Origin of the sequence: Aeromonas sp. s6 (assembly GCF_040907815.1) — a bacterium.
Lineage (GTDB): Bacteria > Pseudomonadota > Gammaproteobacteria > Enterobacterales > Aeromonadaceae > Aeromonas > Aeromonas caviae.
The window spans coordinates 1-12,478 of record NZ_JBFOCN010000011.1; the positions used below are offsets into that span (position 1 = coordinate 1).

Sequence of the window (12,478 nt, forward strand, 5' to 3'; positions counted from 1 at the left end):
AAGGGCTCATCGATTTCGACCTGTGGTGCCTGGACGGCTCCAATGTCAGAGCATCCAAAGATGCTGCCGGTGCACGTAAAAAAACACCTCAATGAATCAAGCCCTTGGCCGTTCGCGGGGAGGTTTCGGCAGCAAAATTCACTTGGTCACGGACGGTCATGGCTTACCACTGAGCTTCTGCCTGTCACCGGGGCAATCAGCAGAAATCAGCTATGCAACAAGCGCGTTGGCCATGGCGAGGATACCAACGTCATCAGGTCGCTACCGAACACGGCCAGCGCATCTTGCCGCAGACAAGGCCTATAGCAGCAAAGCCTTTCGAGCCGAGCTACGGCGGAGAAGGATAAAAGCGGTCATTCCGCAACGCAGCGACCAGCAACGGCGCCATAAGGGGCGTCCATTGGTACTGGACAAGGTGCATTACCGCAGGCGCAATGTCGTGGAGCGGTGCTTCGGTTGGTTGAAGAAGTTTCGCCGGTTTTCAACGAGATATGAAAAGCTAGCCAAGAGTTTTGCAGCCTTTATCAAACTGGCTTTCTGCCTTCGCTACTTGCGCGAGTTATGTGTGGACAGAAAACCAGCATTTTGAGAACACAGCCTAGAGGCAGTAGAGGCAGTAGAGGCAGTAGAGGCAGTAGAGGCAGTAGAGGCAGTAGAGGCAGTAGAGGCAGTAGAGGCAGTAGAGGCAGTAGAGGCAGTATCAGAATCCACCAAAAGAAAAGCCGGGACAAGCCCGGCTTTTTCTTTTATCACTCAGCAGCTGCTTCAGCAGCGGCCGGGCGGTCTACCAGCTCAATGTAAGCCATAGGAGCGTTGTCGCCAGCACGGAAACCGCATTTCAGAATGCGAGTATAACCGCCGGCGCGCTCCAGGTAGCGCGGGCCCAGTTCATTGAACAGCTTAGCCACGATCGCGTTATCGCGAGTACGGGCAAATGCCAAGCGACGATTAGCAACGCTATCAGTCTTGGCAAGGGTGATCAGCGGTTCAACTACACGACGCAGCTCTTTTGCCTTAGGCAGAGTCGTCTTGATGATCTCATGACGAACCAGGGAGCTGGCCATGTTGCGGAACATAGCCTGACGATGGCTGCTGTTCCGGTTCAGTTGACGACCACTCAAACGATGGCGCATGACCTTATCCTTCTAACTAAATCTGTGAAACCCGTAATCTGGATTACTCGTCAGCGATGCTGGCGGGCGGCCAGTTCTCAAGGCGCATGCCAAGAGACAGACCACGGGAGGCCAACACGTCCTTGATCTCAGTCAGGGACTTCTTACCGAGGTTAGGAGTCTTAAGCAACTCAACTTCGGTACGCTGTACCAGATCACCAATATAGTGGATAGCTTCTGCCTTCAGACAGTTCGCTGAACGAACTGTCAGCTCCAAATCATCGACAGGACGCAGCAGAATCGGATCAAACTCGGGTTTCTCTTCTTTCTTCTCGGGCACGCTGACATCGCGCAGATCCACGAAGGCTTCCAGTTGCTCTGCCAGAATAGTGGCGGAACGACGGATGGCTTCTTCCGGATCCAGAGTACCATTGGTCTCCATGTCGATAACCAGCTTGTCCAAGTCGGTGCGCTGTTCCACACGTGCCGCCTCGACATTGTAGGCGATGCGAACGATGGGGCTGAACGCGGAGTCCAGCAGCAGGCGACCGATAGGACGCTCTTCATCATCGTTGTGAACACGAGCAGAAGCAGGCACATAACCACGACCGCGCTGAACTTTCAGGCGCATGCTGATCTCAGCATTTGCACCAGTCAGGTGGCAGATTACGTGCTCCGGGTTTACGATCTCGACTTCATCACCGTGAGTGATATCACCAGCGGTAACGGGGCCTGTTCCAGACTTGGTCAGGGACAGAGTTACCTCGTCCTTGCCTTCCAGCTTCACAGCGATACCTTTCAGGTTGAGCAGGATTTCAAGAATGTCTTCCTGTACACCTTCTTTGCTGCTGTACTCGTGCAGTACTCCGTCGATCTCGACTTCAGTAACCGCACAACCGGGCATAGATGACAGCAAAATACGACGCAGGGCATTGCCCAGCGTGTGGCCAAAGCCACGCTCAAGCGGCTCGAGAGTCACTTTCGCGTGAGTCGGGCTAACTTGCTCGATGTCAACTAGCCGCGGTTTAAGAAAATCTGTTACAGAACCCAGCATTGTGTCCTCTCTTTAGAAGCTAGCTTTACTTGGAGTAAAGCTCGACGATCAGCTGTTCGTTAATGTCGGCAGACAGGTCGGAACGCTCCGGCAGGCGCTTGAAGGCACCTTCCATCTTAGCAGCGTCAACCTCTACCCAAGTCGGCTTCTCGCGCTGACCAGCAACTTCCAGGGAAGCTTTGATACGCGCTTGCTTCTTAGCCTTCTCGCGAACGCAGATCACGTCCTCAGGGGATACCTGGAAAGAAGGAACATTCACAACGCGGCCGTTTACCATGATGGCTTTGTGGCTCACCAGCTGACGAGATTCAGCACGAGTGGCGCCGAAGCCCATGCGGTAGACGACGTTGTCCAGACGACCTTCCAGCAGCTGCAACAGGTTTTCACCGGTGTTACCCTTTTGACGGGCAGCGTCGCGGTAGTAGTTGCGGAACTGTTTTTCCAATACGCCGTAGATACGACGTACTTTTTGTTTCTCGCGCAGTTGCACACCGTAGTCGGACAGACGCGCTTTACGCGCACCGTGTTGACCAGGAACGGTGTCAATCTTGCACTTAGAATCAATCGCACGAACACCAGACTTCAGGAAGAGGTCGGTGCCCTCACGACGGCTAAGCTTAAGCTTAGGACCGATATATCTTGCCATCTTCTTTCTCCAACAATCCTAGACCAAGTAGCTACAGCGTTACACGCGGCGCTTCTTGGGAGGACGACAACCGTTGTGCGGGATCGGAGTCACATCAGTAATGTTAGTGATGCGGAAACCAGCCGCGTTCAGAGCGCGGATGGAAGACTCACGACCGGGACCCGGACCTTTGACCATGACTTCCAGGTTCTTCACGCCGTATTCTTTGGCGATCTCACCAGCACGCTCAGCAGCTACCTGGGCAGCAAACGGAGTGGACTTACGGGAACCACGGAAACCGGAACCACCAGAGGTAGCCCAAGACAGAGCATTGCCCTGACGGTCAGTAATGGTCACGATTGTGTTGTTGAAAGATGCATGAACGTGCGCAATACCGTCGCTCACTTGCTTTTTAACGCGCTTGCGAGCACGAGTCGGAGTTTTAGCCATTTTCTACCTTCCCGTTACTTCTTGATAGCCTTGCGCGGACCCTTACGGGTACGAGCGTTGGTCTTGGTACGTTGACCACGAACAGGCAGGCTACGACGGTGACGCAAACCACGGTAGCAACCCAGATCCATCAATCGCTTGATGTTCATGGAAATCTGACGACGCAGGTCACCTTCGACGGTGAATTTACCTACTTGTTCACGCAGACTCTCGATCTGAGCTTCGTCCAGGTCTTTAATTTTCACATTCTCAGCGATACCGGCTGCGGCACAGATGGCCTTGGAGCGGGTACGACCGACGCCATAAATAGCAGTCAACGCAATGACTGCATGTTTATGGTCAGGAATGTTAATGCCAGCGATACGGGCCACTATTCACTCCTACATATAGTAGATAACGACCACCACAAAGCCCGTGAGCGGATACGTGGCGGTCAACCAATACACAACAAAAGTTGGCTGGCTATATTAGCCAGCACAACTATTTGTTGCAAGTACTAACCGTAAAAAATTAGCCTTGGCGCTGTTTATGCTTTGGCTCGCTGCAAATCACACGCACCACACCGTGACGCTTGATGATTTTGCAGTTACGGCAGATTGCCTTAACGGAAGCACGAACTTTCATTGCTTAACTCCGTAACTACGCCGACCTTTAGCGGCCGTAGCCCTTCAGGTTGGCCTTCCTCAGGACGTCGCCATATTGATGAGACATCATATGGGTCTGAACCTGAGCCATGAAGTCCATGATAACTACCACGATAATCAGCAGCGAGGTGCCACCGAAGTAGAACTGTACGTTCCAGGCAGTCATCAGGAACTGGGGTACCAGACAGATAAAGGTAATATAGAGCGCACCTGCCAATGTCAGGCGTGTCATAACCTTATCGATGTAACGTGCTGTCTGCTCGCCCGGGCGGATCCCCGGGATAAAGGCTCCACTCTTCTTCAGGTTATCTGCTGTCTCGCGGGGGTTGAACACCAGCGCGGTATAGAAGAAGCAGAAGAAGATAATGGCTGCTGCATAGAGCATCTCGTACAAGGGCTGACCCGGCTGCAGGACCATAGAGACCTGTTGCAGAATGTCAGCGATCTTGCCCTCGCCCTGACCAAACCAGGAGGTAATGGTACCCGGGAAGAGGATGATGCTGGATGCGAAAATCGCAGGAATCACACCGGCCATATTCACTTTCAACGGCAGGTGTGTGCTTTGCGCAGCGAATACCTGGCGGCCTTGTTGACGCTTGGCATAGTTAACGACGATACGACGCTGACCACGCTCCACGAACACCACAAAGTAAGTCACAGCGAAAACAATCAAGCCCAGCAACAACAACAGCAGGATGTGCAATTCCCCTTGACGTGCCTGTTCGGCCGTAGCGCCAATGGCATGAGGCAGACCGGCGACGATACCTGTGAAGATAATCAACGAGATACCATTACCAATCCCACGCTCGGTAATCTGTTCACCCAACCACATCAAGAACATGGTACCGGTGACCAGACTCACAACGGCTGTGAAATAGAAGCCCAAACCCGGATGAGTCACGAGTCCTTGCATCATATTCGGCAGACCTGTTGCAATACCAATGGCCTGGAACGTTCCCAAAACCAGCGTGCCCCAACGGGTATATTGGCTAATCTTGCGACGGCCGGATTCACCTTCTTTCTTGAGTTCAGCAAGAGCAGGGTGAACCACAGTCAGCAGCTGGATAATAATCGACGCCGAAATGTACGGCATGATCCCCAGTGCAAGAATAGAAGCACGCGAGAGTGCACCACCACTGAACATGTTGAACATCTCAATGATGGTGCCCTTCTGTTGTTGGAACAACTCGGCCAGTACGGCGGCGTCAATACCAGGGATCGGCACATAAGAGCCTGCACGGAACACGATAATTGCCCCGAGAACGAAGAGCAGACGGCTCTTCAGTTCGCTCAGACCACCTTGTGCTTTAACATCCAATCCTGGTTTCTTAGCCATTGTACTGATTATTCCTCGATTTTACCGCCAGCGGCCTCGATGGCTGCACGTGCACCCTTGGTGACGGACAGACCACGAACGGTCACAGCACGGTCAATGTTGCCAGACAGAACAACTTTAGCGAACACGATGTTTTTGGTAATAACACCGGCTTGCTTCAGAGTGCTCACGTCGACCACATCACCTTCTACCAGGGCGATTTCGTTCAGGCGCACTTCGGCAGAAACCAAAGATTTGCGAGAGAAGAAACCGAACTTCGGCAGACGGATTTTCAAAGGCATCTGGCCGCCTTCGAAACCGTTGCGGACCTTGCCGCCACCGGAACGAGAGGTCTGACCTTTAACACCACGACCACCGGTCTTGCCCAGACCAGAACCGATACCACGGCCCGGACGGTGCTTGACGCGCTTGGAGCCAGCGGCCGGAGACAGAGTATTCAGACGCATGCTTAGCCCTCCACCTTAACCATGTAATAAACCTGGTTGATCATGCCGCGTACGCAGGGAGTATCTTCCAGCTCAACGGTGTGACCAATGCGACGCAGACCCAGACCACGCAGAGTCGCCTTGTGCTTTGGCAGACGGCCGATAGAGCTGCGAGTTTGAGTTACTTTTACAGTGTTAGCCATGTCGCATTACCCCAGAATTTCTTCAACGCGCAGACCACGCTTGGCCGCGATCTGTTCCGGTGATTGACCGTGAACCAGAGCGTCGACAGTTGCGCGAACAACGTTGATTGGGTTGGTGGAACCGTAGGTCTTGGCCAGCACGTTGTGGATACCAGCAACTTCCAGTACGGCACGCATGGCGCCGCCTGCAATGATACCAGTACCTTGGGAGGCCGGCTTCATGAACACGGTGGAACCAGAGTGAACGCCACGCACCGGGTGGTGCAGGGTGCCGTTGTTCAGCTCAACCTTGTTCAGGTTACGCTTAGCCTGTTCCATCGCCTTTTGAATTGCGGCTGGAACTTCACGGGCCTTACCGTAACCGTAACCTACACGGCCGTTACCATCACCCACCACGGTCAACGCGGTGAAGGACATGATACGACCACCTTTAACAGTTTTCGAAACACGGTTTACTGCAATGAGCTTTTCTTGCAGTTCGCCGGCTTGAGATTCGACTTTAGCCATCTTCGACTCCTAGCTTAGAACTGAAGACCAGCGTCACGAGCAGCGGCAGCCAGAGCGGCTACACGACCGTGATACTTGAAACCGGAACGATCGAAAGATACGTTCTGAACGCCTTTGGCAATAGCACGCTCAGCGATAGCCTTACCTACAGCGGTAGCAGCATCTGCGTTACCGGTGTATTTCAGAGCTTCACTGATGGCTTTCTCTACTGTGGAAGCAGAGGCCAGAACTTCGGAACCGTTGGCTGCAATAACCTGCGCATAGATATGACGCGGGGTACGGTGAACAACCAGACGGGTAGCTCCCAGTTCCTGCATCTTTTTCCGAGCACGAGTAGCACGACGGAGACGAGCTGCTTTCTTGTCCATAGTGTTACCTTACTTCTTCTTAGCTTCTTTAGTACGCACTTGCTCGTTGGCATAGCGTACACCCTTGCCCTTGTAGGGCTCCGGAGCGCGGTAAGCACGGATATCGGCGGCGACTTGGCCAACCAGCTGCTTGTCCACACCACGCAGAACGATCTCGGTGGCGGACGGACATTCAGCGGTGACACCAGCCGGCAGCGCATGCTCTACCGGGTGAGAGAAGCCCAGTGCCAGCGCAACAGCATTGCCCTTGATGGAGGCTTTGTAACCTACACCAACCAGCTGCAGCTTGCGCTCGAAGCCTTGGGTAACACCGACTACCATGTTGTTGACCAATGCACGGGCAGTACCGGCCTGAGCGTCAGCACCAGCGATGCCGTCGCGCGGGGCGAACTTCAGTACATTGTCTTCTTTGGTCACTTCTACACCGGCGTGGATGGAACGAACCAGGGAACCCTTGCCACCTTTGATGGACAGTTCTTGGCCGTTCAGAGTCACCTCTACGCCAGCAGGAATAGTGACGGGTGCCTTAGCAACGCGAGACATTTCCGACCTCCTATTAAGCGACGTAGCAGATGATCTCACCACCCATGCTTGCCTTGCGGGCAGCACGGTCGGTCATCACACCTTTAGACGTGGACACGATAGCAACACCGAGACCGCCCATTACTTTCGGCAGATCAGTAGTGCGCTTGTAAATACGCAGGCCGGGACGGCTCACGCGTTGGATCAGTTCTACAACCGGCTTGCCCTGGAAATACTTCAGTTCGATTTCCAGTTCCGGTTTCACGTCACCAGCTACGTTGTAGCCAGCGATGTAACCTTCTTCTTTCAGCACTTTGGCGATAGCCACTTTCAGCTTGGAAGAAGGCATGGAAACCGCAACTTTGCTCGCCGCCTGACCGTTACGGATGCGGGTCAGCATATCCGCGATCGGATCTTGCATGCTCATAGTCTAACTCCCGAGATTCTTACCAAGAGGCCTTTTTGAGGCCCGGAATTTCGCCCTTCATGGCATGCTCACGCACCTTGATGCGAGAGAGGCCAAACTTCCGCAGGAAACCGTGCGGACGACCAGTGATGTTGCAACGGTTACGCTGGCGGGACGGACTGGAATCACGGGGCAGCTGTTGCAGTTGCAAGACAGCATCCCAACGCGCTTCTTCAGAAGCGTTCATATCAACGATGATAGCTTTCAGCTCGGTACGCTTGGTCGCGAACTTGGCTGCCAGCTTCGCACGCTTTGCTTCACGTGCTTTCATGGATGTTTTAGCCATAACCCTAACCTTACTTGCGGAATGGGAAGTTAAAGGCAGCCAGCAGAGCACGGCCTTCTTCGTCGGTATTCGCGGAAGTGGTGATGGTGATATCCAGACCACGGACGCGATCGACCTTGTCATAGTCGATTTCCGGGAAGATGATTTGCTCACGCACGCCCATGGAGTAGTTACCACGGCCATCGAACGCCTTGGCGTTCAGACCACGGAAGTCACGGATACGCGGTACGGAGATGCAAATCAGCCGTTCCAGGAACTCCCACATACGCTCGCCACGCAGGGTTACTTTACAACCTATCGGGTAGCCTTCACGAATCTTGAAGCCCGCAACAGATTTGCGTGCTTTGGTGATCAGCGGCTTCTGACCGGAAATGGCAGCCATATCGGCAGCAGCATTTTCCAGCAATTTCTTGTCAGAGATCGCTTCACCAACACCCATGTTCAGGGTGATTTTCTCGATCCGAGGGACTTGCATGATAGTCTTGTAACCGAACTGCTTGGACAGTTCATTTACTACATCGGATTTGTAGTAATCATGCAGTTTCGCCATCGTTAAACTCCAATTACTTCACAAGTTCGCCGGTGGATTTGAAGAAACGGACTTTCTTGCCGTCTTCAATCCGGAAACCAACGCGGTCAGCCTTGCCAGTGGCAGAGTTGAACAGCGCGACGTTAGATACATCGATGGGGGCTTCTTTGGTGACGATGCCGCCAGCCTGACCCAGTGCGGGTACCGGCTTTTGGTGTTTCTTCACCTGGTTGATGCCTTCCACGATTACCTTACCTTTTGCAATCAGGACTTGAGTGACTTTGCCACGCTTGCCCTTGTCTTTGCCGGTAAGAACAATTACTTCGTCTTCGCGACGGATTTTAGCTGCCATCGTTCGACTCCTTACAGTACTTCGGGTGCCAGGGACACAATCTTCATGAACTTCTCGTTACGGAGTTCACGGGTCACCGGGCCAAAAATACGAGTACCGATTGGCTGTTGGTTGTTGTTAAGCAACACAGCCGCATTGTTGTCGAAACGGATGACAGAGCCGTCCGGACGACGAACGCCTTTACGGGTGCGTACGACCACCGCGTTATACACATCACCTTTCTTCACTTTACCGCGAGGAATGGCTTCCTTGATGGAAACCTTGATGATGTCGCCGATGCCGGCATAACGGCGGTGCGAACCACCCAGAACCTTAATACACATTACACTGCGAGCGCCGGAGTTGTCGGCAACACCCAGCATACTTTGCATCTGGATCATCTTAGTGCTCCGCTTTGTTTACTTCTTATCCCTGATGGGATCTGGCTGCCTTCAAAAGGCGCGAAACTATAACACAGCTATTTTTGAAAAGGTAGCCTAAAAAACAAACGGCCCCGATGGGGGGCCGTTTGGGCTAAAAAGTACCGAATTAGGCCTTTTCTACGACAGCAACCAGGGTCCAGGACTTGGTCTTGGACAGCGGGCGGCACTCGCGGATTTCCACGAGATCGCCAGCCTTGCACTCGTTGTTCTCGTCATGCACGTGCAGCTTGGTAGTGCGCTTGATGATCTTACCGTAGATCGGGTGCTTTACCTTGCGCTCGATAGCGACGGTGATGGACTTGTCCATCTTGTCGCTAATTACACGACCTTGCAGAGTACGGATCTTGTCAGTCATTACGCACCTGCCTTCTCAGTCAGTACAGTCTTGATACGTGCGACGTCACGACGCACTTGTTTCAGAGTGTGAGTCTGAGCCAGCTGGCCGGTGGAAGCTTGCATGCGCATGTTGAATTGCTCACGCAGCAGACCCAGCAGCTCCTGGTTCAGTTCTTCGACGCTCTTTTGACGCAGATCTTGGGCTTTCATCACATCACCGTCTTAATTACGAAAGTGGTCTGAACAGACAGCTTAGCTGCGGCCAGGGCAAACGCTTCACGCGCCAGAGCCTCAGGTACACCATCCATCTCGTACAGAACCTTGCCAGGCTGGATCGGGCAAACCCAGTATTCCACGTTACCCTTACCTTTACCCATACGAACTTCGAGGGGCTTTTCGGTGATGGGCTTGTCCGGGAACACACGGATCCAGATCTTGCCTTGACGCTTAACGTGACGGGTCATGGCACGACGGGCTGCTTCGATTTGACGAGCAGTCAGTTGACCACGAGATGTCGCCTTCAGGCCAAAGGTACCGAAGGATACTTCGTTACCGGCATTGGCCAGACCGCGGTTACGACCCTTGTGGGTCTTGCGGAATTTAGTACGCTTAGGTTGCAACATTTACCGAATCTCCTTACTTGGCAGCGCGGCGCTTGTTGTCACGCTTGGGCTTCGCAGGAGCCTGCTCTTGAGCAGCGGCAGCATTGACTGCAGCCAGACCGCCCAGAACTTCGCCCTTGAAGATCCAAACTTTAACGCCGATCACACCGTAAGTGGTGTGGGCTTCAGAAGTTGCGTAGTCGATGTCGGCGCGCAGGGTGTGCAGGGGCACACGACCTTCACGGTACCATTCGGTACGCGCGATTTCAGCACCGCCCAGACGACCGGAAACTTCCACTTTGATGCCCTTGGCACCCAGGCGCATGGCGTTCTGTACGGCGCGCTTCATAGCACGACGGAACATTACGCGACGCTCCAGCTGGGAAGTGATGCTGTCGGCAACCAGTTTGCCATCCAGCTCCGGCTTGCGGACTTCGGAAATGTTGATCTGAGCAGGCACGCCAGCGATTGCGGCTACAGCTTTGCGCAGTTTTTCAACGTCTTCGCCTTTCTTGCCGATCACGACACCCGGACGAGCGGTGTGAATGGTCACACGAATGCTCTTGGCCGGACGCTCGATAGTGATCTTGGACAAGGAAGCGTTTTTCAGCTCCTTGGTCAGGAACTGGCGTACTTGGAAATCGCTGTACAGGTTGTCAGCGAAGTCTTTGGTGTTCGCGAACCAGGTAGAATTCCAAGGCTTGGTAATACCCAGGCGAATGCCATTAGGATGTACTTTCTGACCCATTGCTTATCTCCCAGCCTTAGCGTCGGATACCACTACAGTGATGTGAGCGGTACGCTTGAGGATACGATCCGCGCGACCTTTGGCACGCGGGCGGATGCGCTTCATGGAGGGACCTTCGTCTACCATGATGGTGGCAACACGCAGGGTGTCGATATCGGCACCTTCGTTGTGCTCAGCGTTGGCAATGGCAGATTCCAGCACTTTCTTCACCAGAACAGCAGCCTTTTTCGGGCTGAAGGTCAGGATGTTCAGAGCCTTGTCTACGGACAGACCACGTACTTGATCGGCTACCAGACGAGCTTTCTGGGCAGAAGTACGGGCATAACGGTGTTTAGCGATAGCTTCCATCATTTATCCCTTAGCGCTTCTTAGCCTTCTTATCAGCAGCATGGCCGCGATAAGTACGAGTCGGTGCGAATTCACCCAGTTTGTGACCGATCATTTCTTCGGTAACGAAAACCGGAACGTGCTGACGACCATTATGGACAGCGATGGTCAAACCGATCATGTTCGGGATGATCATTGAACGACGGGACCAGGTCTTAACCGGCTTTTTATCCCCGCTTTCCACCGCTTTCTCTACCTTCTTCAGCAAGTGCAGGTCGATAAATGGACCCTTCTTGAGAGAACGTGGCATGGTGATTCCTCTATGTTAACAATTACTTGTTACGACGACGTACGATGTACTTGTCGGTACGCTTGTTCTTACGGGTCTTGAAGCCCTTAGCCTTCTGGCCCCATGGGGACACAGGCTGCATGCCCTTGTTACGACCCTCACCACCACCGTGCGGGTGATCAACCGGGTTCATCGCCATACCGCGAACGGTCGGACGAATACCACGCCAGCGGTTAGCACCGGCTTTACCCAGTTGACGCAGCATGTGCTCGGAGTTACCCACTTCACCGATGGTAGCGCGGCACTCGGCCAGAACTTTACGTACTTCGCCGGAACGCAGACGCAGAGTTACATAGTTACCTTCACGAGCCAGGATCTGGATAAAAGTACCAGCGGAACGAGCCAGCTGGGCACCTTTACCAGGCTTCATCTCAACGGCGTGAACGGTAGAACCGACCGGGATGTTGCGCATCGGCAGGGTGTTACCTACCTTGATGGCAGCATCAGCACCAGAGGCGATTGCATCACCAGCTTTCAGGCCTTTCGGAGCCAGGATGTAACGACGCTCACCGTCTGCATACAGCACCAGGGCGATGTTTGCGGTACGGTTAGGATCGTATTCCAGACGCTCAACTTTGGCCGGAATGCCGTCTTTGTCGCGCTTGAAGTCGATCAGACGGTAGTGTTGCTTGTGACCACCACCGATATGACGAGTGGTGATACGACCGTTGTTGTTACGGCCACCGGACTTGCTTTTGCTGTCCAGCAGAGCGGCGAAGGGCTTGCCCTTGTACAGCTCTTGGTTGACGATCTTGACGACGTGGCGGCGGCCCGGAGAAGTAGGCTTGCACTTAACGATTGCCATTTTTCAGAAC

Annotated in this window: 24 protein-coding genes and 1 pseudogene; 1 reads left to right on the top strand and 24 read right to left on the bottom strand. The window is 53.6% G+C overall.

Features of this window, described 5'->3' with window-relative positions:
* Nucleotides 1-589: pseudogene (locus AB5Y50_RS00470) on the top strand (IS5 family transposase); the annotation flags it as partial.
* Nucleotides 590-749: 160 nt separating this feature from the next.
* On the opposite strand, the gene rplQ reads toward AB5Y50_RS00470, so the two are convergent.
* From rplQ to rplB, 24 genes are all read right to left on the bottom strand, one after another.
* Nucleotides 750-1,133 carry a 50S ribosomal protein L17 gene (rplQ, locus tag AB5Y50_RS00475; protein WP_005307999.1) on the bottom strand — a complete coding sequence of 128 codons (384 nt, stop codon included), beginning with the start codon at nt 1,131-1,133 and terminating at the stop codon, nt 750-752.
* Between the two features lie 43 nt (nt 1,134-1,176).
* Nucleotides 1,177-2,166, bottom strand: coding sequence for a DNA-directed RNA polymerase subunit alpha (gene rpoA / locus AB5Y50_RS00480; RefSeq protein ID WP_005307997.1), 990 nt, complete (start codon nt 2,164-2,166; stop codon nt 1,177-1,179).
* A gap of 25 nt (nt 2,167-2,191) precedes the next feature.
* The gene (gene rpsD, locus AB5Y50_RS00485; protein ID WP_010672568.1) at nt 2,192-2,812 is read right to left on the bottom strand and encodes a 30S ribosomal protein S4; all 621 of its coding nucleotides are present in this window, start codon (nt 2,810-2,812) and stop codon (nt 2,192-2,194) included.
* 39 nt (nt 2,813-2,851) lie between these two features.
* On the bottom strand, nt 2,852-3,241 hold the full coding sequence (rpsK, locus tag AB5Y50_RS00490) for a 30S ribosomal protein S11 (RefSeq protein WP_005319702.1): 390 nt from the start codon (nt 3,239-3,241) through the stop codon (nt 2,852-2,854).
* 14 nt (nt 3,242-3,255) lie between these two features.
* Nucleotides 3,256-3,612, bottom strand: a complete 357-nt coding sequence (gene rpsM / locus AB5Y50_RS00495; protein WP_005307991.1) for a 30S ribosomal protein S13 — start codon at nt 3,610-3,612, stop codon at nt 3,256-3,258.
* Nucleotides 3,613-3,751: 139 nt separating this feature from the next.
* Nucleotides 3,752-3,865: a 50S ribosomal protein L36 gene (gene rpmJ, locus AB5Y50_RS00500; RefSeq protein ID WP_005319705.1), complete on the bottom strand. Its 114-nt coding sequence runs from the start codon at nt 3,863-3,865 to the stop codon at nt 3,752-3,754.
* 27 nt (nt 3,866-3,892) lie between these two features.
* Complete coding sequence (secY, locus tag AB5Y50_RS00505; protein WP_010672567.1) at nt 3,893-5,221, bottom strand: preprotein translocase subunit SecY; 1,329 nt, start codon at nt 5,219-5,221, stop codon at nt 3,893-3,895.
* Nucleotides 5,222-5,229: 8 nt separating this feature from the next.
* Complete coding sequence (gene rplO, locus AB5Y50_RS00510; protein WP_005307987.1) at nt 5,230-5,667, bottom strand: 50S ribosomal protein L15; 438 nt, start codon at nt 5,665-5,667, stop codon at nt 5,230-5,232.
* A gap of 2 nt (nt 5,668-5,669) precedes the next feature.
* A complete protein-coding gene (rpmD, locus tag AB5Y50_RS00515) occupies nt 5,670-5,849 on the bottom strand; it encodes a 50S ribosomal protein L30 (RefSeq protein WP_005307985.1) in 180 nt (59 codons plus the stop codon).
* Between the two features lie 6 nt (nt 5,850-5,855).
* On the bottom strand, nt 5,856-6,356 hold the full coding sequence (gene rpsE / locus AB5Y50_RS00520) for a 30S ribosomal protein S5 (RefSeq protein ID WP_005340605.1): 501 nt from the start codon (nt 6,354-6,356) through the stop codon (nt 5,856-5,858).
* A 14-nt stretch (nt 6,357-6,370) separates the two neighbouring features.
* The gene (gene rplR / locus AB5Y50_RS00525; RefSeq protein WP_010672566.1) at nt 6,371-6,724 is read right to left on the bottom strand and encodes a 50S ribosomal protein L18; all 354 of its coding nucleotides are present in this window, start codon (nt 6,722-6,724) and stop codon (nt 6,371-6,373) included.
* Nucleotides 6,725-6,733: 9 nt separating this feature from the next.
* On the bottom strand, nt 6,734-7,267 hold the full coding sequence (gene rplF / locus AB5Y50_RS00530) for a 50S ribosomal protein L6 (protein WP_010672565.1): 534 nt from the start codon (nt 7,265-7,267) through the stop codon (nt 6,734-6,736).
* 13 nt (nt 7,268-7,280) lie between these two features.
* Nucleotides 7,281-7,673 (bottom strand): 30S ribosomal protein S8, encoded by a 393-nt coding sequence (gene rpsH / locus AB5Y50_RS00535; protein WP_010672564.1) that lies wholly within the window; start codon nt 7,671-7,673, stop codon nt 7,281-7,283.
* A gap of 19 nt (nt 7,674-7,692) precedes the next feature.
* Nucleotides 7,693-7,998 carry a 30S ribosomal protein S14 gene (gene rpsN / locus AB5Y50_RS00540; RefSeq protein WP_005331161.1) on the bottom strand — a complete coding sequence of 102 codons (306 nt, stop codon included), beginning with the start codon at nt 7,996-7,998 and terminating at the stop codon, nt 7,693-7,695.
* A gap of 10 nt (nt 7,999-8,008) precedes the next feature.
* Nucleotides 8,009-8,548, bottom strand: a complete 540-nt coding sequence (gene rplE, locus AB5Y50_RS00545; RefSeq protein ID WP_005331162.1) for a 50S ribosomal protein L5 — start codon at nt 8,546-8,548, stop codon at nt 8,009-8,011.
* A 13-nt stretch (nt 8,549-8,561) separates the two neighbouring features.
* Nucleotides 8,562-8,879: a 50S ribosomal protein L24 gene (gene rplX / locus AB5Y50_RS00550; protein WP_005307977.1), complete on the bottom strand. Its 318-nt coding sequence runs from the start codon at nt 8,877-8,879 to the stop codon at nt 8,562-8,564.
* 11 nt (nt 8,880-8,890) lie between these two features.
* The gene (gene rplN, locus AB5Y50_RS00555) at nt 8,891-9,259 is read right to left on the bottom strand and encodes a 50S ribosomal protein L14 (protein WP_005307975.1); all 369 of its coding nucleotides are present in this window, start codon (nt 9,257-9,259) and stop codon (nt 8,891-8,893) included.
* Nucleotides 9,260-9,407: 148 nt separating this feature from the next.
* Entirely contained in the window at nt 9,408-9,656 is a 249-nt protein-coding gene (gene rpsQ / locus AB5Y50_RS00560; protein WP_005307966.1) for a 30S ribosomal protein S17, read from the bottom strand.
* Complete coding sequence (rpmC, locus tag AB5Y50_RS00565) at nt 9,656-9,847, bottom strand: 50S ribosomal protein L29 (protein WP_005307965.1); 192 nt, start codon at nt 9,845-9,847, stop codon at nt 9,656-9,658. The genes rpsQ and rpmC overlap by 1 nt, the downstream gene beginning before the upstream one ends.
* Nucleotides 9,847-10,260 carry a 50S ribosomal protein L16 gene (rplP, locus tag AB5Y50_RS00570; RefSeq protein ID WP_010672562.1) on the bottom strand — a complete coding sequence of 138 codons (414 nt, stop codon included), beginning with the start codon at nt 10,258-10,260 and terminating at the stop codon, nt 9,847-9,849. Before rplP ends, rpmC begins: the two co-directional genes overlap by 1 nt.
* A 13-nt stretch (nt 10,261-10,273) precedes the next feature.
* Nucleotides 10,274-10,987, bottom strand: a complete 714-nt coding sequence (gene rpsC, locus AB5Y50_RS00575) for a 30S ribosomal protein S3 (RefSeq protein ID WP_005331168.1) — start codon at nt 10,985-10,987, stop codon at nt 10,274-10,276.
* A 3-nt stretch (nt 10,988-10,990) separates the two neighbouring features.
* The gene (gene rplV / locus AB5Y50_RS00580; protein WP_010672561.1) at nt 10,991-11,335 is read right to left on the bottom strand and encodes a 50S ribosomal protein L22; all 345 of its coding nucleotides are present in this window, start codon (nt 11,333-11,335) and stop codon (nt 10,991-10,993) included.
* A gap of 10 nt (nt 11,336-11,345) precedes the next feature.
* Nucleotides 11,346-11,624: a 30S ribosomal protein S19 gene (gene rpsS, locus AB5Y50_RS00585; RefSeq protein WP_005307960.1), complete on the bottom strand. Its 279-nt coding sequence runs from the start codon at nt 11,622-11,624 to the stop codon at nt 11,346-11,348.
* A gap of 22 nt (nt 11,625-11,646) precedes the next feature.
* Nucleotides 11,647-12,468, bottom strand: coding sequence for a 50S ribosomal protein L2 (rplB, locus tag AB5Y50_RS00590; RefSeq protein ID WP_010672560.1), 822 nt, complete (start codon nt 12,466-12,468; stop codon nt 11,647-11,649).
* Between the last annotated feature and the right edge of the window lie 10 nt (nt 12,469-12,478).

Excerpts from the sequence above, each read along its gene's own strand:
- rplF (WP_010672565.1), bottom strand. The coding sequence starts at position 7,267 with ATGTCTCGCGTTGCTAAGGCACCCGTCACTATTCCTGCTGGCGTAGAG.
- rpsC (WP_005331168.1), bottom strand. The coding sequence starts at position 10,987 with ATGGGTCAGAAAGTACATCCTAATGGCATTCGCCTGGGTATTACCAAG.
- rplX (WP_005307977.1), bottom strand. The coding sequence starts at position 8,879 with ATGGCAGCTAAAATCCGTCGCGAAGACGAAGTAATTGTTCTTACCGGC.
- rplB (WP_010672560.1), bottom strand. The coding sequence starts at position 12,468 with ATGGCAATCGTTAAGTGCAAGCCTACTTCTCCGGGCCGCCGCCACGTC.
- rplE (WP_005331162.1), bottom strand. The coding sequence starts at position 8,548 with ATGGCGAAACTGCATGATTACTACAAATCCGATGTAGTAAATGAACTG.
- rpsK (WP_005319702.1), bottom strand. The coding sequence starts at position 3,241 with ATGGCTAAAACTCCGACTCGTGCTCGCAAGCGCGTTAAAAAGCAAGTG.
- rpsQ (WP_005307966.1), bottom strand. The coding sequence starts at position 9,656 with ATGACTGACAAGATCCGTACTCTGCAAGGTCGTGTAATTAGCGACAAG.
- rpsN (WP_005331161.1), bottom strand. The coding sequence starts at position 7,998 with ATGGCTAAAACATCCATGAAAGCACGTGAAGCAAAGCGTGCGAAGCTG.
- rpmC (WP_005307965.1), bottom strand. The coding sequence starts at position 9,847 with ATGAAAGCCCAAGATCTGCGTCAAAAGAGCGTCGAAGAACTGAACCAG.
- rplV (WP_010672561.1), bottom strand. The coding sequence starts at position 11,335 with ATGGAAGCTATCGCTAAACACCGTTATGCCCGTACTTCTGCCCAGAAA.
- rplP (WP_010672562.1), bottom strand. The coding sequence starts at position 10,260 with ATGTTGCAACCTAAGCGTACTAAATTCCGCAAGACCCACAAGGGTCGT.
- rplQ (WP_005307999.1), bottom strand. The coding sequence starts at position 1,133 with ATGCGCCATCGTTTGAGTGGTCGTCAACTGAACCGGAACAGCAGCCAT.
- rpmD (WP_005307985.1), bottom strand. The coding sequence starts at position 5,849 with ATGGCTAACACTGTAAAAGTAACTCAAACTCGCAGCTCTATCGGCCGT.
- rpsH (WP_010672564.1), bottom strand. The coding sequence starts at position 7,673 with ATGAGCATGCAAGATCCGATCGCGGATATGCTGACCCGCATCCGTAAC.
- rplR (WP_010672566.1), bottom strand. The coding sequence starts at position 6,724 with ATGGACAAGAAAGCAGCTCGTCTCCGTCGTGCTACTCGTGCTCGGAAA.
- secY (WP_010672567.1), bottom strand. The coding sequence starts at position 5,221 with ATGGCTAAGAAACCAGGATTGGATGTTAAAGCACAAGGTGGTCTGAGC.
- rpsD (WP_010672568.1), bottom strand. The coding sequence starts at position 2,812 with ATGGCAAGATATATCGGTCCTAAGCTTAAGCTTAGCCGTCGTGAGGGC.
- rplN (WP_005307975.1), bottom strand. The coding sequence starts at position 9,259 with ATGATCCAGATGCAAAGTATGCTGGGTGTTGCCGACAACTCCGGCGCT.
- rplO (WP_005307987.1), bottom strand. The coding sequence starts at position 5,667 with ATGCGTCTGAATACTCTGTCTCCGGCCGCTGGCTCCAAGCGCGTCAAG.
- rpsS (WP_005307960.1), bottom strand. The coding sequence starts at position 11,624 with ATGCCACGTTCTCTCAAGAAGGGTCCATTTATCGACCTGCACTTGCTG.
- rpsE (WP_005340605.1), bottom strand. The coding sequence starts at position 6,356 with ATGGCTAAAGTCGAATCTCAAGCCGGCGAACTGCAAGAAAAGCTCATT.
- rpoA (WP_005307997.1), bottom strand. The coding sequence starts at position 2,166 with ATGCTGGGTTCTGTAACAGATTTTCTTAAACCGCGGCTAGTTGACATC.
- rpmJ (WP_005319705.1), bottom strand. The coding sequence starts at position 3,865 with ATGAAAGTTCGTGCTTCCGTTAAGGCAATCTGCCGTAACTGCAAAATC.